Annotated in this window: 22 protein-coding genes; 17 read left to right on the forward strand and 5 right to left on the reverse strand. The window is 39.4% G+C overall.

What is annotated here, in order from left to right:
* Window positions 1–111 precede the first annotated feature (111 nt).
* From AACZ73_RS03360 to acs, 5 genes are all read left to right on the forward strand, one after another.
* Complete coding sequence (locus AACZ73_RS03360; protein WP_339875399.1) at window positions 112–1179, forward strand: FAD:protein FMN transferase; 1068 nt, start codon at window positions 112–114, stop codon at window positions 1177–1179.
* Window positions 1180–1270: 91 nt separating this feature from the next.
* A complete protein-coding gene (locus AACZ73_RS03365) occupies window positions 1271–2026 on the forward strand; it encodes a zinc permease (protein WP_339875401.1) in 756 nt (251 codons plus the stop codon).
* A gap of 178 nt (window positions 2027–2204) precedes the next feature.
* A complete protein-coding gene (locus tag AACZ73_RS03370; RefSeq protein ID WP_339875403.1) occupies window positions 2205–2468 on the forward strand; it encodes a DUF4212 domain-containing protein in 264 nt (87 codons plus the stop codon).
* Window positions 2469–2487: 19 nt separating this feature from the next.
* The gene (locus tag AACZ73_RS03375; protein WP_339875405.1) at window positions 2488–4173 is read left to right on the forward strand and encodes a sodium:solute symporter family protein; all 1686 of its coding nucleotides are present in this window, start codon (window positions 2488–2490) and stop codon (window positions 4171–4173) included.
* A 48-nt stretch (window positions 4174–4221) separates the two neighbouring features.
* Window positions 4222–6114, forward strand: a complete 1893-nt coding sequence (gene acs / locus AACZ73_RS03380) for an acetate--CoA ligase (RefSeq protein WP_339875407.1) — start codon at window positions 4222–4224, stop codon at window positions 6112–6114.
* A 59-nt stretch (window positions 6115–6173) separates the two neighbouring features.
* On the opposite strand, the gene AACZ73_RS03385 is transcribed toward acs, so the two are convergent.
* Window positions 6174–6347 (reverse strand): hypothetical protein, encoded by a 174-nt coding sequence (locus tag AACZ73_RS03385; RefSeq protein WP_339875409.1) that lies wholly within the window; start codon window positions 6345–6347, stop codon window positions 6174–6176.
* Window positions 6348–6635: 288 nt separating this feature from the next.
* Here AACZ73_RS03385 and AACZ73_RS03390 point away from each other — a divergent pair, with 288 nt between their 5' ends.
* Window positions 6636–7880: a hypothetical protein gene (locus AACZ73_RS03390; RefSeq protein ID WP_339875410.1), complete on the forward strand. Its 1245-nt coding sequence runs from the start codon at window positions 6636–6638 to the stop codon at window positions 7878–7880.
* 12 nt (window positions 7881–7892) lie between these two features.
* Window positions 7893–8381, forward strand: coding sequence for a HEAT repeat domain-containing protein (locus AACZ73_RS03395; RefSeq protein WP_339875412.1), 489 nt, complete (start codon window positions 7893–7895; stop codon window positions 8379–8381).
* Window positions 8382–8419: 38 nt separating this feature from the next.
* Here the strand turns inward: AACZ73_RS03395 and AACZ73_RS03400 are convergent, their stop codons facing one another.
* Window positions 8420–9823, reverse strand: a complete 1404-nt coding sequence (locus AACZ73_RS03400) for a DUF4403 family protein (RefSeq protein ID WP_339875414.1) — start codon at window positions 9821–9823, stop codon at window positions 8420–8422.
* Between the two features lie 72 nt (window positions 9824–9895).
* Between AACZ73_RS03400 and ytxJ the strand changes: the two genes are divergently transcribed.
* From ytxJ to AACZ73_RS03420, 4 genes are all read left to right on the forward strand, one after another.
* Window positions 9896–10231, forward strand: a complete 336-nt coding sequence (gene ytxJ / locus AACZ73_RS03405) for a bacillithiol system redox-active protein YtxJ (protein ID WP_339875416.1) — start codon at window positions 9896–9898, stop codon at window positions 10229–10231.
* A gap of 126 nt (window positions 10232–10357) precedes the next feature.
* Window positions 10358–13219 carry a TonB-dependent receptor gene (locus AACZ73_RS03410; protein ID WP_339875418.1) on the forward strand — a complete coding sequence of 954 codons (2862 nt, stop codon included), beginning with the start codon at window positions 10358–10360 and terminating at the stop codon, window positions 13217–13219.
* 483 nt (window positions 13220–13702) lie between these two features.
* Window positions 13703–14797 carry a hypothetical protein gene (locus AACZ73_RS03415; protein WP_339875420.1) on the forward strand — a complete coding sequence of 365 codons (1095 nt, stop codon included), beginning with the start codon at window positions 13703–13705 and terminating at the stop codon, window positions 14795–14797.
* 659 nt (window positions 14798–15456) lie between these two features.
* Complete coding sequence (locus AACZ73_RS03420; RefSeq protein WP_339875422.1) at window positions 15457–16521, forward strand: NosD domain-containing protein; 1065 nt, start codon at window positions 15457–15459, stop codon at window positions 16519–16521.
* Window positions 16522–16580: 59 nt separating this feature from the next.
* Here the strand turns inward: AACZ73_RS03420 and AACZ73_RS03425 are convergent, their stop codons facing one another.
* Window positions 16581–17147, reverse strand: a complete 567-nt coding sequence (locus AACZ73_RS03425) for a fasciclin domain-containing protein (protein ID WP_339875424.1) — start codon at window positions 17145–17147, stop codon at window positions 16581–16583.
* 207 nt (window positions 17148–17354) lie between these two features.
* On the opposite strand from AACZ73_RS03425, the gene pheS reads away from it, so the two are divergent.
* Complete coding sequence (gene pheS, locus AACZ73_RS03430; protein WP_339875426.1) at window positions 17355–18383, forward strand: phenylalanine--tRNA ligase subunit alpha; 1029 nt, start codon at window positions 17355–17357, stop codon at window positions 18381–18383.
* Between the two features lie 259 nt (window positions 18384–18642).
* Window positions 18643–19245 (forward strand): trimeric intracellular cation channel family protein, encoded by a 603-nt coding sequence (locus AACZ73_RS03435; RefSeq protein WP_339875429.1) that lies wholly within the window; start codon window positions 18643–18645, stop codon window positions 19243–19245.
* A 15-nt stretch (window positions 19246–19260) separates the two neighbouring features.
* Here AACZ73_RS03435 and AACZ73_RS03440 read toward each other — a convergent pair whose 3' ends face one another.
* Window positions 19261–19845, reverse strand: coding sequence for an isoprenylcysteine carboxylmethyltransferase family protein (locus tag AACZ73_RS03440; protein ID WP_339875430.1), 585 nt, complete (start codon window positions 19843–19845; stop codon window positions 19261–19263).
* A 35-nt stretch (window positions 19846–19880) separates the two neighbouring features.
* On the opposite strand from AACZ73_RS03440, the gene AACZ73_RS03445 reads away from it, so the two are divergent.
* Together AACZ73_RS03445 and deoC are read left to right on the forward strand one after the other, a co-directional pair.
* Entirely contained in the window at window positions 19881–21089 is a 1209-nt protein-coding gene (locus AACZ73_RS03445; protein WP_339875432.1) for an NAD(P)-dependent oxidoreductase, read from the forward strand.
* Complete coding sequence (gene deoC, locus AACZ73_RS03450) at window positions 21082–21756, forward strand: deoxyribose-phosphate aldolase (protein WP_339875433.1); 675 nt, start codon at window positions 21082–21084, stop codon at window positions 21754–21756. Before AACZ73_RS03445 ends, deoC begins: the two co-directional genes overlap by 8 nt.
* Here deoC and AACZ73_RS03455 read toward each other — a convergent pair.
* On the reverse strand, window positions 21738–22847 hold the full coding sequence (locus tag AACZ73_RS03455) for a Na/Pi symporter (protein WP_339875435.1): 1110 nt from the start codon (window positions 22845–22847) through the stop codon (window positions 21738–21740). The two genes, deoC and AACZ73_RS03455, sit on opposite strands and share 19 nt — an antisense overlap.
* A gap of 249 nt (window positions 22848–23096) precedes the next feature.
* Here AACZ73_RS03455 and AACZ73_RS03460 point away from each other — a divergent pair, with 249 nt between their 5' ends.
* Together AACZ73_RS03460 and AACZ73_RS03465 are read left to right on the forward strand one after the other, a co-directional pair.
* Complete coding sequence (locus AACZ73_RS03460; protein WP_339875437.1) at window positions 23097–24227, forward strand: hypothetical protein; 1131 nt, start codon at window positions 23097–23099, stop codon at window positions 24225–24227.
* Between the two features lie 12 nt (window positions 24228–24239).
* Entirely contained in the window at window positions 24240–24683 is a 444-nt protein-coding gene (locus AACZ73_RS03465; protein ID WP_339876339.1) for a nucleoside deaminase, read from the forward strand.
* Window position 24684: the final 1 nt, after the last annotated feature.

Consider the following 24684-nt stretch of genomic DNA (forward strand, 5'->3'; position numbering starts at 1 on the left):
ACGCATACAAATATAGAAAAATACGAATGCCTTCCCCTGCATTTTTGAATCCTGGCCTTTCCTGTGAAACTGAAAAATAAGCATTAAATTCGCCCTCAAATCCTTTAGCTCATGCGCCCCAACGCCCGGAAAAACATCATCTATTCAATTGTCTTGCTTACCGTAATTATGGTAGTTTACCTATGGCGCAACCGTGACCAAACGGAAGTGACCCTGACCGAGACAGAGGTCATAGCAGGAAAAATGACCCTTTCGGGAAAAACGATGGGGACTACTTATAATATCACTTATTTGGATGAAGAAAACCGGGATTTGCAATCTTCTATAGATTCACTTTTGGTGGTTTTCAACCAAAGCCTTTCTACTTACATCCCAGACTCCGAATTAAGTAAATTCAACCAAGGAGATACTCTGGATTTCAATTTGCCTTACCTACTGCCAGTTTTAAAAGAATCCCAAACCGTTTATGATAATACTAATGGAGCTTTTGATCCGACAGTTGGGCCTTTGGTGAACATTTGGGGCTTTGGTCCAAGTGGCCCGGAACTTAAGGATAGCGTGGATATTAGAAATCTCCTAACCACAGTGGGCTTCAATAAAATTGAATTTGATCAGAAGCAACTTCGCAAGAAAGTGCCAGGAATTTACCTTGATTTTTCTGCCATAGCAAAAGGTTACGGTTCCGATGTAGTCGGTGAATTTCTGATTAAGAAAGGGATTTCCAATTATCTGGTAGAAATCGGAGGAGAGCTTGTTGCAAAAGGAGTGAATGAAAAAGGGGAACTTTGGAAAGTAGGTGTAAATCGACCTATAGAATCTGCAAATGCAGCTGACCTGATTAGCATCATTGCTTTGCAGGATCGTGGAATGGCTACTTCAGGAAATTATCGGAATTTCTATGTTCGGGACTCTGTGAAAATTTCGCATACAATCGACCCGGCTACGGGTTATCCAGTGAATCACACCCTACTTTCAGCCACAGTGCTAGCAGACAATTGTATGACCGCTGATGCTTATGCTACCGCAATGATGGTATTGGGAAAAGATAAAGCAATGGCTTTGGACTCAGCGTTAAACGAAATTGAAGTCTTCCTAATTTATGATGATGGGATGGGAGGATTTAAGACTTTTGCTAGTGAAAGTCTGAAGCCATTCTTATCATTCCCTCAGGAAAATTAATTTTAAATGCAACATTATTGAATTTTATTACCTTTGCCTGAGTTATAACTTTTTCCTTTTCATCAATAAAAAAGAAAAGTAACTCAGGCCGATGGAATTTAAATTTTTGCTTCTTTTTCTTACCGCAATGATCGCTGGATCATTGGTTTTTTTTGCTCCTAGTTTCAGGGAGAAATACTTTCGTTTGGTTTTGGTATTTGCAGGTTCCTACCTGTTTTCAATTACTATTCTCCACATACTTCCTGAACTGTTTGACAGTGGATTTGATAGTAAGAGTATGGGATTGTATATCCTCATTGGATTTCTTTTACAGCAATTATTGGAGTTTTGGTCTAGTGGGATTGAGCATGGACACATTCACGCACATGAGCATCAGGGAAGCAAGGCCATGAGCACCGTTATGCTTGGATTATTTATTCATGCATTTCTTGAAGGAACACTCCTTTCTCATGGAGAATTGATGGATCAAGGAGAGCATGTGCTTGGTCATGTTCACAATAGTAAAACAGTACTGCTGGGAATAGTCCTGCACAAAGGTCCTGCAGCATTTGCTTTGGCTGCTGTGCTTTCGAGTTCATTGAGCAAGAAAGCTACACTGATATTATTGACACTTTTTGCACTGGCTTCACCATTGGGGATGATGTCAAGCTCCTTTTTGTTTGAAACTGGGCTTCTCGAAAAGCGGGGCATCGGTATTCTATACGGTTTAGTAGCCGGAGGATTTCTACATATCTCCACGACAATCTTTTTCGAAAGTAGTCCTCATCACAAATTCCAACTTAATAAGTTGTTGGTAAGTTTTTTTGCCGCTGGGTTAGCCATTCTTTCAGAGTTTTTAATGAAATAACGGCAGGTTGTAGCCATTCTTTTCGTACGTAAAAGAGCGCTTTTTCCCAAATAATCTCAGGTAATCTAAGGGTCCTGCGGTAAAATTTCGAATATTTCGTGGAAAACAGCTTGCATTCCTATGGATGCAATCGCTAGCTTCAAGGCAAGTTTTATTTTCTTAGCCTAAACCCTAACCTATGTCTGCAAAAAATGAAAAAATGAAAGCCTATTGGAGGAAGAATCTCCAAACACTTTTCATACTATTATTTGTCTGGTTTGTCGTCTCTTTCGGATGTGGAATTCTTTTCGTCGATCAGCTCAATCAGTTTCGACTTGGTGGATATAAACTTGGGTTTTGGTTTGCACAGCAAGGTTCCATTTTCGCTTTTGTGATTCTGATTTTTGTCTATGTGGTGAGAATGAACCGTTTGGATAGGGAATTTGATGTGGACGAGGAATAACTTTTTAAGCTAAAAAACTATGGAAATTTTAACCTGGACCTACATTCTCGTAGGACTATCTTTTGCACTTTACATTGGTATTGCTATCTGGTCACGCGCCGGATCTACCCAAGAATTCTATGTTGCCGGTGGCGGGGTTTCACCTTTAGCCAATGGAATGGCAACTGCTGCGGACTGGATGTCTGCTGCTTCCTTTATCTCTATGGCCGGCATCATTTCCTTTGCTGGATATGATGGCTCAGTATATCTGATGGGCTGGACAGGCGGCTATGTTTTGCTTGCACTTTTGCTTGCACCTTACCTTCGGAAATTCGGCAAGTTCACCGTTCCGGACTTTGTGGGAGACCGCTATTACTCGAAAACTGCTAAAGTGGTTGCAGTGATCTGTGCCTTATTTATCTCCTTCACCTATGTAGCTGGGCAGATGCGAGGCGTTGGAATCGTATTTTCCAGATACTTGGAAGTTCCTATCGAATGGGGCGTAGTCATCGGGATGTGTATAGTTTTCTTCTATGCTGTTTTAGGTGGAATGAAAGGCATCACTTACACGCAAGTCGCACAGTATTGTGTATTGATCTTCGCGTACATGGTACCTGCGATTTTCATTTCCATGCAATTGACTGGAAACCCTATCCCTCAGCTTGGCTTAGGCGGAACTGTCGCTGATGGCACACCACTTTTGGATAAATTGGATGGAGTGCTGACTGAGCTTGGCTTTGCTGCTTATACTTCCGGGAGGAAAAGTATCACGGACATGTTTATGATCACGTTGGCTTTGATGGTTGGAACAGCTGGATTGCCGCATGTGATTGTTCGTTTTTTCACCGTTCCACGGGTAAAAGACGCGAGGCTTTCGGCTGGATATGCTTTAGTATTTATTGCTATTCTTTATACCACAGCTCCAGCGATTGCTGCTTTTGGAATGTATAATGCTATAGAAACTACTTCAGAGAAGAATATTTCTGAGCTTCCAGAGTGGATTGCCACTTGGCAAAAAACAGATCTGATCAAAGTAGATGATAAGAATGTAGATGGGAAAGTCCAATATGTGGCAGATCCGGATGCAAACGAGCTGACGATTGATAGAGATATTATGGTATTGGCAAGCCCGGAAATAGCCAAGCTTCCAAACTGGGTAGTCGGATTGGTAGCCGCCGGAGCGATGGCTGCTGCACTTTCTACCGCTGCTGGTTTATTATTGGTGATCTCTACTTCGGTTTCAAGAGATTTATTTAAGACGTTCAGACCAGATATTTCGGATAAAAAGGAATTAAGGATTGCCCGTTTTGCAGCTGCCGGTGCTGTTCTTCTTGCCGGTTATTTCGGAGTAAATCCCCCTGGCTTTGTCGCCCAAGTTGTAGCTTTTGCCTTTGGCTTAGCAGCTGCATCGTTCTTTCCTGTCATTATTATGGGTATTTTCTCTACGAGAATAAATAAAGAAGGCGCTATCGCTGGAATGATCACCGGCCTAGTATTTACAATTGGCTATATCGTTTATTTTAAATTTATCAGTCCTGAATTGAGTACTGCAGAGAACTGGTGGTTTGGAATTTCTCCGGAAGGCATTGGGTCTTTAGGAATGATACTTAATTTTCTAGTATGTGGGATTATTTCCCATCTCACGCCTCCTCCTCCCCAGGAAGTACAGGACATGGTGGAGGAAATTAGGATTCCACGTGGTGCTGGTAAAGCGCAGGATCATTAAATTAGGGCAGATTTAACCCGAAATTGAAAACAATAAACCAAGATTATCATGAGTGACAGAATTTATACCCTCAGCGGGTACCTCTACGAATACCAAAAAAGTGTAACCCAGCCTGAGGAGTTTTGGGCTAGAATTGCAGATTCATTTCACTGGAGAAAACGATGGTCAAAGGTATTGAAATGGAATTTTGACGAGCCAAATGTGCAGTGGTTCATCGGAGGTAAACTTAATATTACAGAGAATATTTTTGAGCGTCACCTTTTTACTATTGGTGACCGACCAGCAATTATCTGGGAAGCTAATGACCCCAATGAAGCTGGCAGAACGCTAACTTATAAAGAGCTTTTTTACGAAGTAAATCGCTTCGCAAATGCACTAAAAAGTAGAGGAATCGGCAAAGGAGATAAAGTAATTATCTATATGCCAATGGTGCCTGAAGCAGCTATTGCTATGCTTGCTTGTGCCAGAATAGGCGCTATTCATTCTGTTGTTTTTGCTGGTTTTTCCAGTTCAGCTCTAGCAGATAGAGTAAATGATTGTGAGGCAAAAGCGATATTGACTTCTGATGGGAATTTCCGTGGCAGCAAGAAAATAGCCGTGAAAGCAGTTGTGGATGAGGCTTTGGAAAAAAGCTCAGTGGAAACAGTTATTGTCTATGAGCGCACCAAGCAAGAGGTGACGATGAAAGAAGGTCGTGATTTCTGGTGGCATGAGGTAATTGCATCCGAGTCGGAACAATGTCCAGCGGAAGAAATGGACAGTGAAGACATGCTTTTCATTCTCTACACTTCTGGGTCTACAGGTAAGCCTAAAGGCGTGGTTCATACAACAGGCGGATACATGGTGTATTCCCAGTATTCTTTTGACAATGTATTCCAATATTCCGAAGGTGATGTCTATTGGTGTACCGCCGATGTGGGCTGGATTACAGGACACTCGTATATAGTTTACGGGCCACTTTTAGCTGGCGCAACGACATTGATGTTTGAAGGGGTTCCTACTTTTCCAGATGCAGGTCGATTCTGGGCTGTTGTGGAGAAACATAAAGTAAATGTCTTCTATACTGCTCCTACGGCAATCAGAGCACTTCAAGCCTATGGCACAGAACCAATTCAAAAATACGATTTAAGCTCCTTGAAAGTCTTGGGTTCTGTTGGTGAGCCGATCAATGAAGAAGCTTGGCACTGGTATCATACGCATATAGGTAAGAATAAATGTCCTATAGTCGATACCTGGTGGCAAACAGAGACAGGTGGAATTATGGTTTCTCCAATTGCTGGAATTACGCCCACGAAACCCGCTTATGCCACGCTTCCACTTCCAGGAGTTCAGCTTTGTATCGTAGATCCAGAAGGAAATGAGCTAACTGGAAATTCTGTGGAGGGAAATCTCTGCATCAAGTTCCCTTGGCCGTCCATGATACGAACCACTTATGGTGATCATGAGCGTTGCAAGCAAACCTATTTCTCTACTTACAAGGGAATGTACTTTACAGGTGATGGCGTGAAACGTGATCACGATGGATATTATAGAATTCTTGGTCGAGTAGATGATGTGATCAATGTGTCAGGCCATAGAATGGGGACAGCCGAAGTGGAAAATGCAATTAATGAGCATCCAAAGGTGATAGAATCCGCAGTGGTTGGTTATCCACATGAGGTCAAAGGTCAAGGCATTTATGCTTATGTGATTGCTGATTTGACTAATCGTACGGAGGATAATCTAATCAATGAAATTAAAGAGATGGTTTCGAAGATCATTGGCCCAATTGCCAAACCGGATAAAATACAACTGGTACCTGGTCTTCCTAAGACTCGCTCTGGAAAAATTATGCGAAGAATACTTCGAAAAGTGGCAGAAGGCTCACTTGATAACATGGGCGATACCAGCACGCTGCTTGATCCGGATGTAGTGACCAAGATTATTGAAGGGAAAAAATAAGCAATTACTAAAAGAGCCAAGAGTTATAATTCTTGGCTCTTATTATTTTAAGATGGATACTAATCTTTAGGGGCAGAATCTTCATCCTCCTCATCCAATTGAATGGAAGAAACAATTGAATCAGGGGAATCCATTTCCTGCTTGTAAAAATTGTGAACGCCAACCATAAAAGCTACGATCAAAGACCACATGATGCGCCTGATGTAACGAATGATGGGATGGTATTTTTTCATAAATTAAAATCTACAATAAATATTCCCAAGCGTTTATTTGTCAATATGTCAGAATCTTAAAACTGACTAGATGTAGTGGTTAATGTAAGTTTTGTTTTTGTCAGATAATTAAAATACGATAAAAAATCACTTCACTACTGAATAGCTTCCATATAGAATATTTGACACTAAATAAATTTTCATTTTTTGCGATTTTCGCAAATCACAGAACTCTTAACTGGCTTATATACAATGTATTAAAAGTAAATTTGAGTAGAATTTTTCTATTCATTTATAACTTTTAATTCTATGGCAAAACTAACAATTGATCCAAAAGTTGCCCTTAAACAGGAGCTAAATGTGGAGCTGCTTAAACAGCTTCAGGTCTTGCAAGTTCACCCCATTACCCAAAAATATTGGGCCTTGGGTGGAGCTAGTGGTTGGCTGGGTACTAATACGACAACGATTCTTACATGCCCGGACGAAGTTGGAAAGTATCAGCACTATGTAAACGGTTCGATTTACTATCACCCTTCGATAGGAGCTCACGAAGTTCATGGGCTTATCAGAGCCAGATGGTCATCCATGGGCTGGGAAAGGAGCTTGCTTGGCTATCCTCTCACTGATGAATCAGCATGTCCTGACGGAATAGGCAGATACAATCATTTTCAGGGTGGCAGTATCTACTGGAGTCCATCTTCAGGAGCGTGGGAAGTACATGGAGCGATTAGAGGTAAGTATTCTAGTTTAGGATGGGAAAGAAGCTTTCTCCGATATCCACTAACCAATGAGAATACTTGTCCTGATGGAGTTGGTAGGTATAATCACTTCCAAGGAGGAAGTATTTACTGGTCTCCAAGTACTGGAGCGCATGAAGTCCACGGAGCGATAAGATCGCATTGGGCTTCCTTAGGATGGGAAAGAAGTAATTTAGGCTATCCTACTTCAGATGAATTAGTAGTATTTGGAGGTGCGGCAAGAATTTCCCACTTCCAGCATGGCAGTATTTATTGGTCACCCACTGCAGGAGTAAGGGTTTTGAAAGAGCGTGTCCGAGTACACGTTAAGATTTTAGAAACACCAACCTCTTTTACTATTAACGAGCAATTAGCGGCTATGCAAGAAGTATATGCTGTGGCTGGTGTAAGAGTTGACTGTGCTTCTACCGAAAATCTTAATCTACCTGCATTGAAGGATGTGGATGTAGGAGGATGTATCATGGGCTCTGTCACTTCAGAACAAGTCAGCCTTTTTAGTAATAGGAATTTTGTAGGTACAAATGATATCGTGGTCTACTATGTAAGAAGCACTGTTCCTGGCTACAATGGCTGTGCAGCACATCCCTCCGGTAGGCCAGGTTGTGTAGTGGTTCGATCAGCGAGTCGATGGACCTTAGGTCATGAATTTGGTCACGTCTTGGGGATTCACCACGTGAGCGATAATAACCGTCTCATGACTGGTCTTGGTACTTTCAACATCACAAATCCTCCACCGGATCTTATTTCAAGTGAAATTACCAAAATGCGTAATTCTAGTCTTACTACTCCACTTTAAACTGAAAAAATCATGGCAAAATCAAACACAAATACAGCAGGGCAAGATTTTGATGCGCAAGAACTCCTTGCTTTTCTCAGACAAGATGAACTGGATTATCCCGCAGGGGCGAAAAAATTTGGTAAAGAAGCTCTACCCTTTCTTTCAGAATTGGTTCAAGGTAGTGATGAAAATCTATCCATTAAAGCGGCTTACTTGGTCGGGTATATAGATGATGAAGCAGGAAATGACATATTGCAAATGGCTGCGGAAAAAGGCAGTGCTCCTGTAAGAATTGCAGCTGCTTTTGGTGCACAGAAAAGAGGTGCAAAAGCTGCCGAAGCCATACTCAGCAAATCATTGGATGATTCTGATCCTTCTGTGGTAAAATTCGCTCTAAGAGCAGCTACCGCAATGAAGATGGAAAAAACCTTCAAAACAAAGATTGATAAGATTTCAAAATCTTTTCATCAGGACGAAATTAAACTCGATGCGCTGAACATGATGAAAAAGATGAAGTAATTCTTTAGAGAACGAAAGCCGTCTCAAAGACGGCTTTTTTATTTCCACTGTACATCCACGTGACCCGTTGCTTTCATATGTATTACTAATTCTTTTGACATAGGATAGAATCCTGAGGGTTCGACGATAAGATCAGCAATCTTCAGATTCATAATGGGTGTGCTTAATCCTAATCGCTCTGAGATACTTCCCAAACTTTCCTTGAGTAATTCCCCAATCGGGAAAACCGCTTTACTCTCTATCCTTCGGATAATTTTGCCTTTTTTCAGACCCACACCAGCTTGGGCTCCAAAGCTTCCACTTTCCATTTTGAAATTGACATACTTAAAAATCAAACTTTCCGAAGTAACATCGTATTCTGGTTTTCCTACCACGAATAAGGTTCCACTTAACGTCTTACCATTAGTCTGCTCGGCAGAGAAATCCATGTTAATGGCTAACAAGTCCCCAAATGCCTGTGTCTTGATATTCGAAGGGATCATTGTGGTCTTTTTGTCTATCCGAAATGACTTTCCTTCTAGATTCTGTTTTAAAAGATCGTCAAGTTTTGAATAGCTCACAGACAAAGGCATTACTATTTCCAACTCATTTTTGGAGTTGTCATTTTTGCTCAGCCCGGGAAGAGGAAATGCACGAGAAGGTGCTGCATCAGCTGGATGGGTATTTACTTTACCTTGCATTCCTAGCCAGATATTGTAATTCTGCTCTTCATCGAAAAACTCGTTCAGCCTGATGTTTTGAGGTTGGATAGAAAATGCTTCTTGTCCACCAATCCAATCAATTGAAAATGGCTTGCCCACCTGTGCCCAAGCAAGATCTACCAAGGTTTTCAAGCTAGCAACTTCCTTCCCTCCTGTCAGATTTTCATTTCCCCACTTTCGTATTTCTTTACTTAGTAGTCCACTGAGGTCGACTTGCATTCCCAGTACATCCACGCCAAGATTTCCTCCTAAATCAACGAGCTCGAAGCTCTCAGCACCTATACTCCAGTCTGGATTAATCACAGGATCGATCACAAAAACTGGAGAAAAATCCTCATCTAAGGGTAGTTTTGACTGAAATAAGTTTCCCAGACCTTTTGGCTTGAGTCCTACTTCCCCGATAACATTAATGGGAACTGTTAATTGGATACGCTGATTGTCAAGTGCCATCCAGGTGATTTGTCCATTTCTTTTCAGCATCAAATCTCCTGTGATACCACTTCCCATATTTAATCCTTTTTCTTTTAGCAAAACACTGGGAATCTGACTATTAAGAAGCTTACTAAGGGTCTGCTTAGGGATTTCCAATGGCACATTAATTTCCGTAATAGCTAATTGAGGAGCAGAAGATGGGCCAGGATCTATAGCAGGATTTATACTTTTGCAGGCGGAAAAAAATACAGTGGGTATAATAATTGACAAAAGTATTTTAGGCAATCTAGGAATGAACTGTATTTTCATAAATAAAGTTGGTTTTCTTAATGAACTGCAATTCTTCTACAACTATTGCCCCAAAAATACAGAATCAAGCATATGAATTGGAATAAACTGACAGATGCGGAACAAATACAGGAAATCAAATCTCTAAGCGAGGAGAAGCCTGTGATGATTTTTAAACATAGCACCAGATGCTCCATTAGCAGTATGTCTCTGGATAGGTTACTTCGAAAGTGGAAACAAGGTGATGAAGAAAAGGTGATTCCCTATTATTTGGATTTGATAGCAAGTCGACATATCTCTGATTTAGTGGCGAAAGAATTTAGAGTTCCCCATGAATCTCCTCAGGTTTTGTTGATTAAAAATGGAGGAGCCATTTATGACACCAGTCATTTCAGCATTTCCTATGCAGACTTGATGGAAAAGATCTAGCCCTTCGAAATTTTAAATGGTTTTTGAACCATTTATCCAAGCACACTTCCATTCTTATTTTTGTTTCGATGCAGAATAAACCATAGACCTTGCCTATTGGTCAAAGTAGTAGAAATTTGCATCGACATGAAGAAAAACTACTCTTTTATTATCCTGATTTTTAGCCTATTACTTGGCACTTCAGCTTTTGGCCAAAGACCTTCTGGGCAAGATCGACCAGTTAGGAAATTTACAGGAACTGTGATGGACGGTGGCACCAAAACCCCGATGGCCGGGGCTAATGTTTTGATAAAAACAGTTACAGATTCGCTTTTGGCAGGTACTGTAACAGATGCTAAAGGCAATTTTGAGATTGCTAGGCCAACTATACCTTCTGTTAAAATCGAGATAAAGTTCATAGGTTATGAAACGATATCAAAAACTCATACTGGGAGGGAACCTGTGGAACTGGGCGTGTTTACCTTGGTTGAAGATGCTCAGGTGCTTGGCGAGGTGGTGATCGAAGGTCAGAATCCACTAGGTGAAATGAGAGGAGATACCACTTCATTCAATGCAAATGCATTTAAAACTAAGGAAAACGGAATGGCAGAGGATCTCATTGGCAAGCTGCCAGGTGTAACTATTCAAAACGGCCAAGTACAAGCTCAGGGAGAAAATGTTCAAAAAATTCTCGTAGATGGTCGTGAATTTTTCGGTTCTGATCCAAACATCGCCTTGAGAAATCTTCCTGCAGATGCGATTGATAGAGTAGAGGTACTAGATCAAAAGTCCGATCAAAGCCGATTGACAGGTTTTGATGATGGAACGTATACGAAAACAATTAATATCATTTTAAGAGAAGATAGAAAGAATGGCCAGTTTGGTAGAGCATATGCCGGCTATGGGACAGATGATAAATACAATGCGGGAGGAAGTATGAATCTCTTCAGCGGAGATAGACGAATTTCCATATTAGGACTTTTCAATAACATAAATCAACAGAATTTCTCAAGCGATGATCTTGCTGGAGTTAATGCGAATTCCTCAGGTGGAGGAAGAAGAAGAGGCCCGGGAGGATTTGGCGGCGGTAATAACAATTTCTATGGAGGAAATGATATTGGTTCCATAACTACAAATGCGATGGGCCTAAACTATAGTGACAAATGGGGGTCTAAGGTAAATTTCACTGGCAGCTACTTTTTCAATAATACCCAGAATACTTTACGCCAAATCACTAACCGCCAAACGGTGATAAACGAAACTACAACTCAGAATTATCAAGAGAATTTGATTAATTCCGTTGAGAACTTTAACCACAGAGCTAATGCCCGTATAGAGGCAGATCTCAATGACAAAAATTCCTTGATCATAACACCTGACATTTCATTTCGAACCAGCAATAATTTTAGCGATCGTGATGCTTTGACTTTGGCAAATGATACGGATTCTCTTTCCTCTTTGCGATCTATTACGAATGCAGAGACCAACTCTTTTAGTATAGGAAACAACTTGACTTACCGCTATAAGTTTGATAAAAAAGGGAGAACACTTTCCACAGATATTAATACCTCTTGGAGTAACAATGATCAAGATTCTGAGCTTTCTGGCGCTAGTAAGGATTATAACAGAAACCAACTGGATACTACACTACAGCAAACTGATTTAATTTCCAAAGGCTTTAACTATCGTATAAATGCTACGCTGACTGAACCATTAGGTGAAAAATCAATAGCAACTATCGGTTACCAAGTTGGTAATAATAAAACTGATTCGGATCAAAAGACCAGAGTGCTCAATGATGAAAACATTGCCGTTCTGGATACAGCGTTAAGTAATGAATTCAACAATAAATTCATTACCCAGAGATTGAGAACCGGCTATGCCTACAACAGTCAAGGATGGAATGTGAGTGCCAACTTAGATTACCAATACGCCAAATTGGATAATGAGGCATTCTTCCCCACAGAAGGGGTTTTTGTAAGGGATTTCAATAATATCCTGCCAAGTGCCAGTGTGAGCTATAGAAACAGAGAGTCTGGACTTAATTTCCGGCTAAGGTATAGAACAAATACAGATGAGCCTTCTGTAAGCCAATTGCAGAATGTGGTTAACAATCAAAATCCTTTGAGCCTCAGTGTGGGTAATCCTAATTTGGCACAAAGCTATCAAAATAGCTTATTTGCGAATATTGGTAAGTTTAACATGGAGAAAAACCGCACTTTCTTCATGTTTGCCAACATTTCTGCAACCAAGAATTACATTGGCAGCAGTACTTATATTGCTGCCCAGGATACGTTGATTAATGGTGAAATTTTACTTCGTCCGGGAGGTCAGATTTCTCAGCCGGTAAACTTGGATGGAAATTTTAATAGCAACATGTTTATGAATTATGGTGCTCCGATCAAAGGCATCAAAACAAATATCAACTTAAACACTCGCATTGGTTTCAATAGATCTCCAGGCCTAATTAATGGAGAGAAGAACATCAATGATAATATCAATCTGGGTCAGGGAATAACTTTCACTTCGAACATCAGCAAGGACTTTGATTTTACTATCAGTACTACAGGAACCTACACGATCGTGAATTCAAGTTTGCAAGAGAATCTTAACAATAATTATTACATCCAAGAATCAAATCTTCGCTTGTACTATTCACCAAATGGAGGAAAACTATTTATAGGCAATACAATCAACAACAGTTTGTATCGTGGGCTTTCAGAGGGATTTGACCAGTCGGTCTGGCTTTGGAATATGGAAGCGGGTTACAGATTTGCCAAAAACAATAAAGCTGAATTGAAGGTGGTGATCTTCGATCTTCTTAATCAGAATAATAGTATTTCTCGTACAATTTCAGATGTGTCTGTATCTGATGTTTATACCAATGTTTTGACAAGGTATGGTTTGCTTACCTTCACTTATATTATTGGAAATTTCAAACAACCTGAAAATGACGGAGGTCAAATGCCATGGAGAGGCGGACCTCCAAGAGGTGGAAGAACTTGGTAAGCCGTGAAATTCGGAGTTTGAACTAAGTTTTGCGAGATGACATTATCTTTTGACCGACTGAAAATTTTCAGGCGGTCTTTTTTATAAACAGAATTACTAAGTTTTAGTAAAACAACTATATTATTTGTTAATGAAGATTGTATACCAATTATCTGTTCTCATCTTTCTCTTTTCTTGTGCAGCTGAATCGGAAGAAGGAAACCAAGCCTGTTCCTAGGATAACTTTTTGTGTTTTCCCAATACAATATTCTTGCTAGTTAAAACTAGCAGATAAGTTATCAGAAGAGTAAAAGTTTAGTTGAAATGTTTTCCAACAACTTTCCGAAGCAACAGGTATAATCACATTTTTTTTATTACGAAATACATTTAAATTCGTGCGAAGGTTAAATCATCAGAGTTAGTTCTTTTTGGGCATTTGGTTGAAGAGATCAATCTGGCGGTGGCCAGAATTATGATTTTATATTAATTATTTAAAGCACACTCATGAAAAAATTATTTTTATTTGGACTTATCATTACAGTTTTTACGAGTTGTACATACTTTTCCCAAGAAGAAATTTTAAATCCAAAAGAAGAAAAAAGTGGATATGAAAAACCAATTGCTAATCTTATTCTAGACTATCCTGAAGTCGAAGGCCGGATGCAAGTCTATGCGCAGTTGAATGAGGAAAGATTAACTAATGCTTCCCCAATTACAGAATGTTCTGCTGTTACTAAAGTTCCTTCCGAATATCCTACCATACAGGAAGCAGTGGATCATGTCACCGCAGGTGGAACTGTCATAGTGAGCGCTGGAAGTTATTTTGAAGAGGTTTATATCAATAAGCCGGGGATTAAATTAAAGGCACTTGATGAAGTAGAATTGTATGGAGGTTTTATCCTAAATGAAGAAGCAGATGAAACGTCTGTACATAATTTTAAGATTATACTTCGCTACGACTTCAATGGAATTCTATCATACAAAGCGGATAAGCTTCATATCTGTGAAAATGAGATTGATGTTTACCCATTCATCCGGATTAATGCCATTGTCTTAGGGATGACAAATGAGTCCTATATTCACAAAAATAAGATTTATGGAGCTAACAATGGCATCAGCTTATTTTCTTACAATGGAGTCGTTAGTCATAAAAATACGCTAGAAGAGAATTCAATAAGTGAGTTCACTAACGTTGGAATTTTGCTAGGAGGAAATATGGATGAAAATTTATTGTTGAATAATTCAGTGGTCGATGCTGCCAGTTACAGGCTCCTGCCTTACGGTAATATTGTCCTTGTAAAAAATGAGACTTCTACTTCTGATGATACCTGTGACAATAATCTAATAAAAGGAAATGTGGCGAGCAGAGGAACGAACGGTTTAATAATCGATGATGACAATGCTGGTAATGAAATAATCGGTAACGAGTTTTCCGAGAATATCCAATACGGCATTTATGCTTCCACACTTAAACAGGGATCAGATCCAAATATTTTTAAAGAGAATAAAGCTCTCGGTAATACAGGATGTGATATTGTAGATGAATCAAGTAAAAACGTTTATAATAATAACACATTTGGTTGCACTACTGAGAAATAAGTAATTTGGTTACCTCCCGTTTTGTCAGTTGATATGATTTTTATGTTCATTCAGCATGCTAGTCATGGAAGATTGAACTAGTCGTAGGTGATAATCTTGGCAAATTCTTTTATCGCTTTTCTAACAAAAGAGGATATAAACTGAGTAAATATCAAAAGCCGATCCCAATAAGGGTCGGCTTTCCCATTAGGAAAAAAAGCATGATTAATAGAAAGAATGACCGTGGTCCCAGAGGTATCATTGACTATTGCCGAAAATTTTTTTAAGTAAATTAAATTCAGTCGGTTATCGTCGCTGTCTTAATTTTTACTCCTGCATCTTTTTACTAGATATGCTCCAGTGAACTGTAGTAAAGATTGAATTTCCTTTTCCTCCTGCGTCTGCCTAGACAATTTTACTCATGAACTTTTTGCCCAAACATGAAAAAGAAGCATAACCTATTCTTGCACAGGGTATAGAAAAATCAGCATGTGATAAACATAAACAGCAACTTTCTAAACCAAAATGAGCGACTACATTTTTTTTAATTCAAAATACATTTAAATTAGTGTGAAGAGCGAGTTGTTAAGCCAAGCATAACTTTAAAATAGCTAACGGCTCAACTAGCATTTGTTTAATTTTCTCAATTTCTATCATCATTAATTTATTAGCGTATTCTTATGAAAAATTTATTTTTATGTGGTCTCTTTTTACTTTTTGTAGCAGGTTGTACGGGTATCGTCCAAGACGAAAGCCTTCCGAACCAATATGAGTTGGAAAAACCAACTCCTGAATTTGAAGTGTTTGATCTTGAGAAGGAAATGAGGATTTATGAGCAACAGAATCGGGAAAGGTTAGCCAATGCCTCTCATTTGAAGAAAGGATGTGATTCAAATATTAAAGTGCCATCCGATTATCCAACTATTCAGGAAGCTGTGGATAATGTTTGTGTAGGAGGAAGTGTTATGGTTAGCTCTGGTACTTACTTTGAGAGAGTTTTTGTTGGCAAGCCTGGCATAAAAATAAAAGCAGTCGGAGCAGTTCAATTAATGGGAGGATTTATTTTGAATGACGAGGCAGATGAAACCACCATTCAAAATTTCGAAATTAACCTTTATAGCGATAGTCATGGAATTTTTTCCTACAACGCCGACAATCTCAGCATCAGTCAAAATGTAATTAATGATTATCCACTGGTAGGAAATTATGGGATTATTCTTTGCAATACAAGTGGATCCAGTATTCATAAGAATTCTATTGATGGAGCTAGTAATGGGATAGCATTAATGAATGATGGAACTCTTGGAGTAAGCCAAAATAATACTGTTTTAAATAATACTGTAAAAAGATATTTTGTTTCTGGAATTAGCTTAAGTGGTAATCTAAATGAAAATTCAATAAAAAATAATTCAGTATCCGTCCACGCTTTTTATAGAGTACGTCTGTATGGAGGTGGCATTGCTCTAAATGGCAACTGTGACTATAACGAAATTAAAAACAATGATATAAGTGATGGAACGATAGGTATTCTGATTACGGACTTTAATTCTGGAAATGAAATATCAGGTAATCTAATTTCTTATCAATATATGTATGGAATCAATTCTTTAGCCCTTGAGGAAGGCTCTGATCCTAATATTTTTAAAAACAACACAGTCCTTAATAGCAGCTCCTGTGATATAGTAGATGAATCAGGTAGAAATATTTATATCAATAATACTGCTGATTGTACTAGTGGTATATAAATAAAAAAAAGCCGACTCCATATTTGGAGTCGGCTTAGCAATTGGGTAACAAGCAACGATTACATTTTGGGAAGAACCACTGTATCTACCGAGTGGATGACACCATTTGATTGCCATACATCCGCGATTGTTACTTTGGATTCAGTTCCGTTTTCGTCTGTGATGTAAAGTTTTTTACCTTTCATCCAAGCAGTTAGTTTACCACCTTGAACAGTAGTAAGAACTGCTTTTCCATTCCCTTTTTCGATTGCTTCGGCGATCTCAGCGGAACCCATTTTTCCAGCAACTACATGGTAAGTCAAGACTGCCTGAAGTTGTGCTTTGTTTTCCGGCTTTAGAAGAGTATCTACAGTTCCTGCTGGAAGTTTTTCAAACGCTTTATTATCCGGAGCAAATACTGTGAATGGTCCAGCACCTTGTAAAGTCTCTACAAGATCTGCTGCTTGAACCGCAGCAACTAGCGTGGTGTGATCAGCAGAATTTATTGCATTTTCCACGATGTTTTTGGAAGGGTACATTTCAGCGCCACCTACTTTAACTGTTTTTTCCATTTGAGCAAAAGCCATGTTTGCAGAAAGAAAAATGAAGGCTGCCAAAGCCACTTTAAAGAAATTTTGAATTTTCATAATCAGGTTAGTTTGATGTTTTTTTTGTTTCTGTATTTGTGATGAGATACGAGCGGATTTGATTAGATGGATTTAGAGCGCATCAAAATAAATCCTTTTGAAAAAACAATGACAGCTTTACCTCTACGGCAATTGTGTATTCCCTTAGCTTTTATATCCAAAAAAGCTCAAAAGCATTAGCTTTGTGGCTTGATTAACAAGTAAGTGATGTACCAGGAGAAAATCGAATCTATAAAAGCCGCTATTTCAGCTGCTAATGCAACTAATCCAGAAGAACTGGAAGCCTACAGAATGGAATATATCTCCAAGAAATCTGTGGTAGGAGCACTTTTTGCCGATATGGGAAAAATCCCAAATGAGGAGAAAAAATCTTACGGCCAGTTAGTGAATGGTGTAAAGCAACTTGCTGAGGAGAGATTTCAGGAACTTATCGAAAAAGTCAATCAAGCAAATAAGAAGTCAAAATCAGCAGATATTGATCTTACTCTTCCTCCATCTAACCAAGCTCTTGGAGGAATTCATCCCCTGACCGCAACACGTCAAAGAATAATCGAGATTTTTGAACGGATCGGATTCAATCTTTCCGAAGGTCCGGAGATAGAGGATGATTGGCATAATTTCACTGCACTTAATTTTCCTGAAAATCATCCAGCCCGTGAGATGCAGGATACCTTTTTCATTGAGAAAAATCCTGATATCGCTCTGAGAACACATACGTCATCTGTGCAAGTACGTGTGATGGAAAATCAAAAGCCACCAATCCGTACGCTCTCTCCAGGAAGAGTTTATAGAAATGAAGCTATATCAGCTCGCGCACATTGCATATTCCATCAAGTGGAAGGACTGTATGTGGATGAAAATGTTGGTTTTGCAGATTTGAAAAACACCTTGTATCATTTCGCCAAAGAAATGTTTGGTAAGGAAACCAAAGTGCGGTTCAGACCTTCCTATTTCCCTTTTACAGAGCCAAGTGCGGAGATTGATATCACTTGTCTGATCTGTGGAGGCAAAGGCTGTAATGTCTGTAAAGGTAGTGGCTGGGTAGAGATCGGTGGCTCAGGCATGGTAGATCCTAATGTATTGGAAAACTGTGGGATTGATTCCAGGAAATACACTGGCTTTGCCTTCGGTATGGGTATTGAGCGAATCGCAATGTTGAAATATCAGATCAAAGATTTGCGTCTATTCACTGAGAATGATGTGAGATTTCTGAAACAGTTCAGGCCTCTTTTGTAGAGGAAGGATCAGTATCATTTCTTCTATCAATTATGTTGTGGAAGCCTGAAGTTTTAGGTTTGCTCTCTTCGCCTCGTAATTGTTCGGGAAGGGGATATTTATAAAATAGATTTTTATAATCTGAATTCTTACCTAAGTATAGTAGGTTCATAATTTTAACTCATCATTTGCTAGCTTGGTTACTCTGAATTGTGTCTGAACCCTAAGCATAAATCCAAGAGAATGATAGAGTTACACCAAAAGTAAATCAATATCCCGAATGGATTTACAATACGCATTAGAACTGGTTGGAACATTTGTATTTGCAATCTCAGGAGCGCTGGCGATCCGTGAGCGCGAGCATGACATGTTTGGGGCTGGATTTACTGGGTTTATTACAGCAATTGGTGGAGGTACGCTCCGCGATATCCTGCTGGATAGTTATCCTCTGGTTTGGATTGGAGATGTGTGGTTTCTTTATGCAATACTTTGCGGGATTATGGCGGCATTCATATTCCCAAATTTTCTAAGCAAGCTTAGAAAAACATTCTTTTTATTCGATACTGTTGGAATAGCCTTTTTCACAGTACTCGGGGTAGAAAAGGCATTAAATCTAGGCGTGAGGCCTGAGATTGCAGCAATCATGGGCATGTTCTCAGCTGTAATGGGAGGAGTGATCCGGGACACACTTACAAATGAAATTCCTATCCTTTTCCGCAAGGAAATTTACGCTTCAGCATGTCTTGCCGGTGCAATTTTTTATTTGATTTTAAACTACTTTGGAGTGTCGCGTGATATTAATTTACTGGCATCCATTGCGGTGATAATTGCGATTCGCCTTGTTTCGATGAAATATAAATTGAGTTTGCCAAGGTTGGATTAAGAATTTTCTCGCAAATTATTTCGATTTCATCCTTGGAAATAGTGGAGGGACATCTGATTGATATTTCTGATAAGCTTCGCCGTACTGGGCTACTAGATTTTTTTCCTCAAAATATATCCCAAAAGGCAAATAAATGAGCAGGCAAATCAAATGGACTGCAGAACTAAGCGTACCAGAAAAGAGAAAGTAACCTAAGAAAATTAGAATCAGTCCTAAGTAAAGTGGATGTCGGACTTTGGCATATAAGCCAGTAGTGGTTAATGTTTCGCCTTCTTTTGATAATGGATCGAAACCGAGAAAATTCTTTAATGAATAGCCTTTCATTGATTTCATGGAGATAATCGTTCCGAATCCTGCAAATAGGTAGCTCAGGTAGTTCGTTAAATCACTTTTTGGGATTAGTATAGTTTTGGGAATTGACAATGTCTGGAAAAGAATACCTACTAAGAGTATCAAGGAAATAATGGTATAAGCTAAGCGGTACCATTTGTAAGCATTTGGCCATTTTCGCGTCAGGATTTTTTTTAACTTGGAAGCAGCCAGTACAGAATGAAGTGAGTAAAATATTGACCAACCCAGTACTAAAATCACATAATTCATCGAGGAATATTAAGTTTCAGAGCAACTATAATTTTATGAAAATCGGAATAATCCGTGAAGGAAAAAACCCTCCAGACAAACGAGTTCCTTTTACTCCTGATCAACTAAAGGCACTTCAGGAAGAATACAAAGGAAAGCTTTCTTTTCAGGTGCAATCCAGTTCCTCACGAGCCTTTTCCGATCAGGAATTTATAGATGCTGGAATTCAGGTATTTGAGGATATTTCTGATAGTGACGTGCTTTTTGGAGTGAAAGAAGTACCAGTAGAGGAGTTGATTGAGGGCAAAACATATTTTTTCTTTTCCCACACCATCAAGAAGCAAAAGAATAATAGAAAATTGCTTCAAGCAGTTTTACATAAGAATATCCGGCTAATAGACTACGAGACGTTGAAAGATAGTGACGGAAATCGAGTAGTAGCTTTTGGAAGATGGGCTGGTATCATAGGAGCTTACAATGCATTTTGGACGTATGGAAAGAAGACAGGTCTGTTTGATCTAAAGCGTGCAAATGACTGTGTCAATCTGATGGACCTGCATCATGAACTTTCCAAAGTGCAGTTACCTCCAGTGAAAATTGTTTTGACGGGATCGGGTCGTGTAGGAAATGGAGCTTTGGAAATTTTAAAATCATTAAATATCCGTGAGGTTTCCATACATGATTTTCTGCATCTATACTTTGAAGAGGCTGTATTTGTTAAACTGGGTTCTGCAGATTACTATCGGAGGAAATCTGACGGTGCCTTTGATAAGGAAGAGTTCTATGCTTTTCCGGAGCGCTATGAAAGCCATTTTCAAAAGTTTGCCGAAGCTGGAGAAATGCTGATTGTCGGAGGTTACTGGGATGCTGATGCACCACGACTATTTGAAATGAAAGATATTGCCAGTGAGGATTTTCAGCTTTCAGTGATTGCCGATATAAGTTGTGATGTAGGAGGTGCTATTCCTACTACTGTTTCCTCCTCCACGATCAGGGAACCAGTTTATGATATTGATCGTCAGACTGGAAAAAAGTTACCGGCCTTTGGAAGTCAGACGAGTATTTCTGTCATGGCCATTGATAATTTACCTTGTGAACTTCCTAGGGAAGCAAGTCATGAATTCGGTTTGCAATTGACTAAATGGGTAATTCCGGCACTTATGGAAGAAAACGCAGGAATTCTTGAAAGGGCTACCATTGCTAGAGATGGAGATTTGACTATTGAGTTTATTTACCTCACAGATTTTGTATCAGAACATGAATAACCTAAATCGGTTTTTAGAGTCTACTTTATTAAGGCCAACTATGACTGGTTTAGAGGTGGATCTGTTGGTAAGAGAGGCTATTGAGGAGCAATTTGTTGGTGTATGCGTTCCTCCATTTTGGCTGAAAAAAGTGGGAAGAGAATTAATAGAGAAGAACATTCAATTAGTAACAGTCATTGGTTTTCCTTTTGGATATACTGGCACCGCTACAAAGGTATTTGAAACTAGAGAAGCAATCCGAAACGGCGCAGATGAACTGGATTTGGTGTGGTCGCAGACTGCATTTCATTCTGGAATGAATTGGCCCAAAATAGAAATTGCTCAGATCGCAAAGATATGTCACGAGGAAGAACGATTACTTAAAGTCATCATCGAGACGGCAAATTTGAGTGAACCGCAGATTGTAGAAGCATGCTTGATCTGCCAGGATGCAGGGGCTGATTTTGTGAAAACATCCACAGGATATGCTTCCTCCGGAGCCAATGTAAAAGATATTAAGTTGATGCGGGAGAATTTGTCATCTTCAGTAGGCATCAAAGCCAGTGGAGGGATCAAGACATTGGATGTTGCTCAGGAGCTGATAAAAGCCGGTGCAGATAGGATTGGAACCAGTTCTGCAAAAACATTAATGGAAGCCTGGAGAAAATCTCAATCGTTGCTAAAATAAATCAGCAAGAAGGGAATGATAAAAAAAGTGAGCAGCACATAGGCGAATCCCAGAAATCTACTTTTTACTGATTTTTCACCCATATACACAGAAAGCCTCACAGGAATTTCTCTTATCGTCGGAAAAGGTAGAAAAATCATCGCACCAATCAGGTTAAATAGAAAGTGGACTATCGCTAGTGCTATCGCTGCTTCGGTCTTATAGATAGCAGCAATCGCAGCGGTAATGGTGGTCCCTATATTTGCTCCTATAATAAATGGAAAAGCCTTTTTAAGAGATACTTTCTTATTTGCCACCAGCGGCACGATAAGAGAGGTGGTCACAGTACTTGATTGTACGGCAGCAGTAAAAAAGGTGCCGTATACACAAGCCATGAACGGATTTTTAAAGATCAGATTATTGATGTTCTGGAAATTGTCAAGAACAAATGCTTTATATACTGAAGAGGAAAGCAGCTTAATGGCAGCAAAAACCAGGAAGACTGAGAGAATCATGGTCAGGAAGGGAATACCAATAGTGGAAGATATCCATTCCGTTATAGGCCTGGTGAATACCTTATTGTAAACCACAGGCCCAGAGTAGGATTCATCGGAAATGAAAAGGCTCGCTATGGATATGGAAAGCTTTGATAAAAAACCAAAATACACTTCCAATGGTAACAATATGATAACAGTAAAGATGTTGAAAAGATCGTGTAGAATTCCAGCAGACAGGGCTCGTTTGAATTCTTTTCGATTCATGATATAAGAAAATGACACTAAAGTAGAAGTAAGTGTGGTTCCTATGTTTGCTCCCATTACCATTGGAACTGCCTGCTCCAGGCTAAGGTGGCCTGAAGCGACTACAGCGACTACACTTGCCGTGACTGTAGAACTGCTCTGAATAAGGGCTGTCATAAGAAGCCCAATAAAAAGGCTGACGAATGGATTTCGGGTGGCGAAAAGTATGTTTTCTGCCACTTCGTTGTTTAAATGGCTCATCGCCACAGTAAGCAAGTCAATCGCAAAAATGAATAACAGAAGTGCCAAAAGCATCTTCAGATAGCTTATCGTCTTATTTATTTTGCCTTTTTCCAGCTCTAAGCTTTCCATCTCTCAGATTCAGAATTTTACCCTGTTTATTATTGCGTTTTTACCTCAGGATTGCCTGCTTATCAAAGCATTCTTTATTTATCCGAGAATCCAAATTTTTGATAAAATATTGGGCAAAAGTTGAAATTTTTTTGCGAAAAACAAGGTAAAACTATCTTTTAAACCTTGAAATGTGTTTACTTAACAATTTCATAACATGCATACATGGAGATCTTCTTTAATTTTGCGTGACCGAACAAAAGCCGAACCATGGCCAACAAAAAATTAGATCAAAACATTAACCAGGATAAGCTTTCCAAAAGTGCTTATTCGCTCTTTGATTTCACCAAAAAAGAGAAATCGTTTTTAATTGTCATCTGCGTCCTTATTTCTATTGCCGGCTTACTGACTCCTTATACCTATGCTGCAATGTGGTTTGGTTTTGCTTTGGCAGCCTATTCTGCAATCGCAAATGATAGTATACAAACCATAGGTACGTTCATAGCCTCCAACCATAACCGGAAATGGTATTGGCTATGGTTATTTATGGGGTTGATATTTGTTATCACTGTGACCTACAGCTGGATTACTTTTGATGGGGATGTGAGTTATCAGAGATTGAGCGTGCCGGGTCTTGACAAAGCTCCTACTAGCTTTGTGTTTCTTCAGCTTGCTGCGCCAATTGTTCTCCTTATAATGACTAGGCTGAGAATGCCAGTTTCCACGACGTTTCTTTTATTAAACGTATTCACCTATAAGGCAGGTACCATCGTGGATGTGATGTTTAAAAGTTTTATAGGATACCTTTTGGCATTTACCATAGCTATTGTCGTTTGGTTTGTACTTGAGCGATTTGTCAAAAACTATCTTAAAGGTAAGCCAGCTCCTTATTGGATTTTCCTTCAATGGATCACTTCAGGTACTTTATGGGCGGTGTGGATCATGCAGGATGCTGCAAATATTGCAGTTTTTCTTCCTCGCCAATTGGGCCCGATGGAATTTGCAGTCTATACCGGGTTTGTATTTATTGGTTTGGGTTTTCTTTTCTATATGAAAGGAGACAAAATCCAAGGCATTGTAAATGAGAAAACAAACGTCACTGATGTACGTGCAGCCACTATTGTGGATTTTGTGTACGCTATTATCTTATTCTACTTCAAACTTTACAGTAACGTACCTATGAGTACCACTTGGGTATTTATCGGGTTGCTTGGCGGTAGAGAGCTTGCAATCGCTCTAGGAAAGCACGCTAAGGCAGAGAAGCGAAATGCCTGGCTTTTTAGAGCTTACAGACTTGCCAGAAATGATGTGTACAAAGCATTTATCGGATTGGTAGTATCATTGATTCTTGCATTCATTATCAATGATGGTGTGAGAAACGAGATTCTGGACTTTTTCTAGGTCATTTTGGAAATCGAACTGTACAGCCACGAGTACTTCATGAACGAAGCCTTGAAGCAGGCAAAGATTGCCTTTGAAGAAGGTGAAATACCTGTGGGTGCTGTGATTGTTTCGAAAAATAGAATCATTGCAAAAGCTTACAATCAAACGGAAAAGCTCAATGACGTAACTGCCCATGCAGAAATGTTAGCTATCACTTCCGCCGCAAACTATATGGGAGCGAAGTATTTGATTGATTGCAGGCTGTATGTAACTCTTGAGCCTTGTGTAATGTGTGGAGGAGCCCTCTCCTGGTCGCAAATCAGTGAGATTCATTACGGAGCTCCAGATCCGAGAAGAGGGTACTTGCAGAGCAATCCGGGGATTTTGCACCCGAAAACCAAAGTCTTTTCCGGTAGTCTGGCTGTAAAATCAGAACAGCTTCTCCTTGAATTTTTTAAAAAATTAAGAAAATAGA

Origin of the sequence: uncultured Algoriphagus sp. (assembly GCF_963974835.1) — a bacterium.
In the GTDB taxonomy this organism is placed as follows: domain Bacteria; phylum Bacteroidota; class Bacteroidia; order Cytophagales; family Cyclobacteriaceae; genus Algoriphagus.

Coding starts and splice junctions, on each gene's coding strand:
- AACZ73_RS03415 (WP_339875420.1), top strand. CDS start 13,703: ATGAAAAAATTATTTTTATTTGGACTTATCATTACAGTTTTTACGAGT.
- AACZ73_RS03370 (WP_339875403.1), top strand. CDS start 2,205: ATGTCTGCAAAAAATGAAAAAATGAAAGCCTATTGGAGGAAGAATCTC.
- AACZ73_RS03455 (WP_339875435.1), bottom strand. CDS start 22,847: ATGGAAAGCTTAGAGCTGGAAAAAGGCAAAATAAATAAGACGATAAGC.
- AACZ73_RS03395 (WP_339875412.1), top strand. CDS start 7,893: ATGGCAAAATCAAACACAAATACAGCAGGGCAAGATTTTGATGCGCAA.
- AACZ73_RS03400 (WP_339875414.1), bottom strand. CDS start 9,823: ATGAAAATACAGTTCATTCCTAGATTGCCTAAAATACTTTTGTCAATT.
- pheS (WP_339875426.1), top strand. CDS start 17,355: ATGTACCAGGAGAAAATCGAATCTATAAAAGCCGCTATTTCAGCTGCT.
- AACZ73_RS03420 (WP_339875422.1), top strand. CDS start 15,457: ATGAAAAATTTATTTTTATGTGGTCTCTTTTTACTTTTTGTAGCAGGT.
- AACZ73_RS03440 (WP_339875430.1), bottom strand. CDS start 19,845: ATGAATTATGTGATTTTAGTACTGGGTTGGTCAATATTTTACTCACTT.
- AACZ73_RS03390 (WP_339875410.1), top strand. CDS start 6,636: ATGGCAAAACTAACAATTGATCCAAAAGTTGCCCTTAAACAGGAGCTA.
- AACZ73_RS03435 (WP_339875429.1), top strand. CDS start 18,643: ATGGATTTACAATACGCATTAGAACTGGTTGGAACATTTGTATTTGCA.
- AACZ73_RS03385 (WP_339875409.1), bottom strand. CDS start 6,347: ATGAAAAAATACCATCCCATCATTCGTTACATCAGGCGCATCATGTGG.
- AACZ73_RS03445 (WP_339875432.1), top strand. CDS start 19,881: ATGAAAATCGGAATAATCCGTGAAGGAAAAAACCCTCCAGACAAACGA.
- AACZ73_RS03365 (WP_339875401.1), top strand. CDS start 1,271: ATGGAATTTAAATTTTTGCTTCTTTTTCTTACCGCAATGATCGCTGGA.
- AACZ73_RS03410 (WP_339875418.1), top strand. CDS start 10,358: ATGAAGAAAAACTACTCTTTTATTATCCTGATTTTTAGCCTATTACTT.
- AACZ73_RS03425 (WP_339875424.1), bottom strand. CDS start 17,147: ATGAAAATTCAAAATTTCTTTAAAGTGGCTTTGGCAGCCTTCATTTTT.
- acs (WP_339875407.1), top strand. CDS start 4,222: ATGAGTGACAGAATTTATACCCTCAGCGGGTACCTCTACGAATACCAA.
- AACZ73_RS03360 (WP_339875399.1), top strand. CDS start 112: ATGCGCCCCAACGCCCGGAAAAACATCATCTATTCAATTGTCTTGCTT.
- AACZ73_RS03460 (WP_339875437.1), top strand. CDS start 23,097: ATGGCCAACAAAAAATTAGATCAAAACATTAACCAGGATAAGCTTTCC.
- ytxJ (WP_339875416.1), top strand. CDS start 9,896: ATGAATTGGAATAAACTGACAGATGCGGAACAAATACAGGAAATCAAA.
- deoC (WP_339875433.1), top strand. CDS start 21,082: ATGAATAACCTAAATCGGTTTTTAGAGTCTACTTTATTAAGGCCAACT.
- AACZ73_RS03375 (WP_339875405.1), top strand. CDS start 2,488: ATGGAAATTTTAACCTGGACCTACATTCTCGTAGGACTATCTTTTGCA.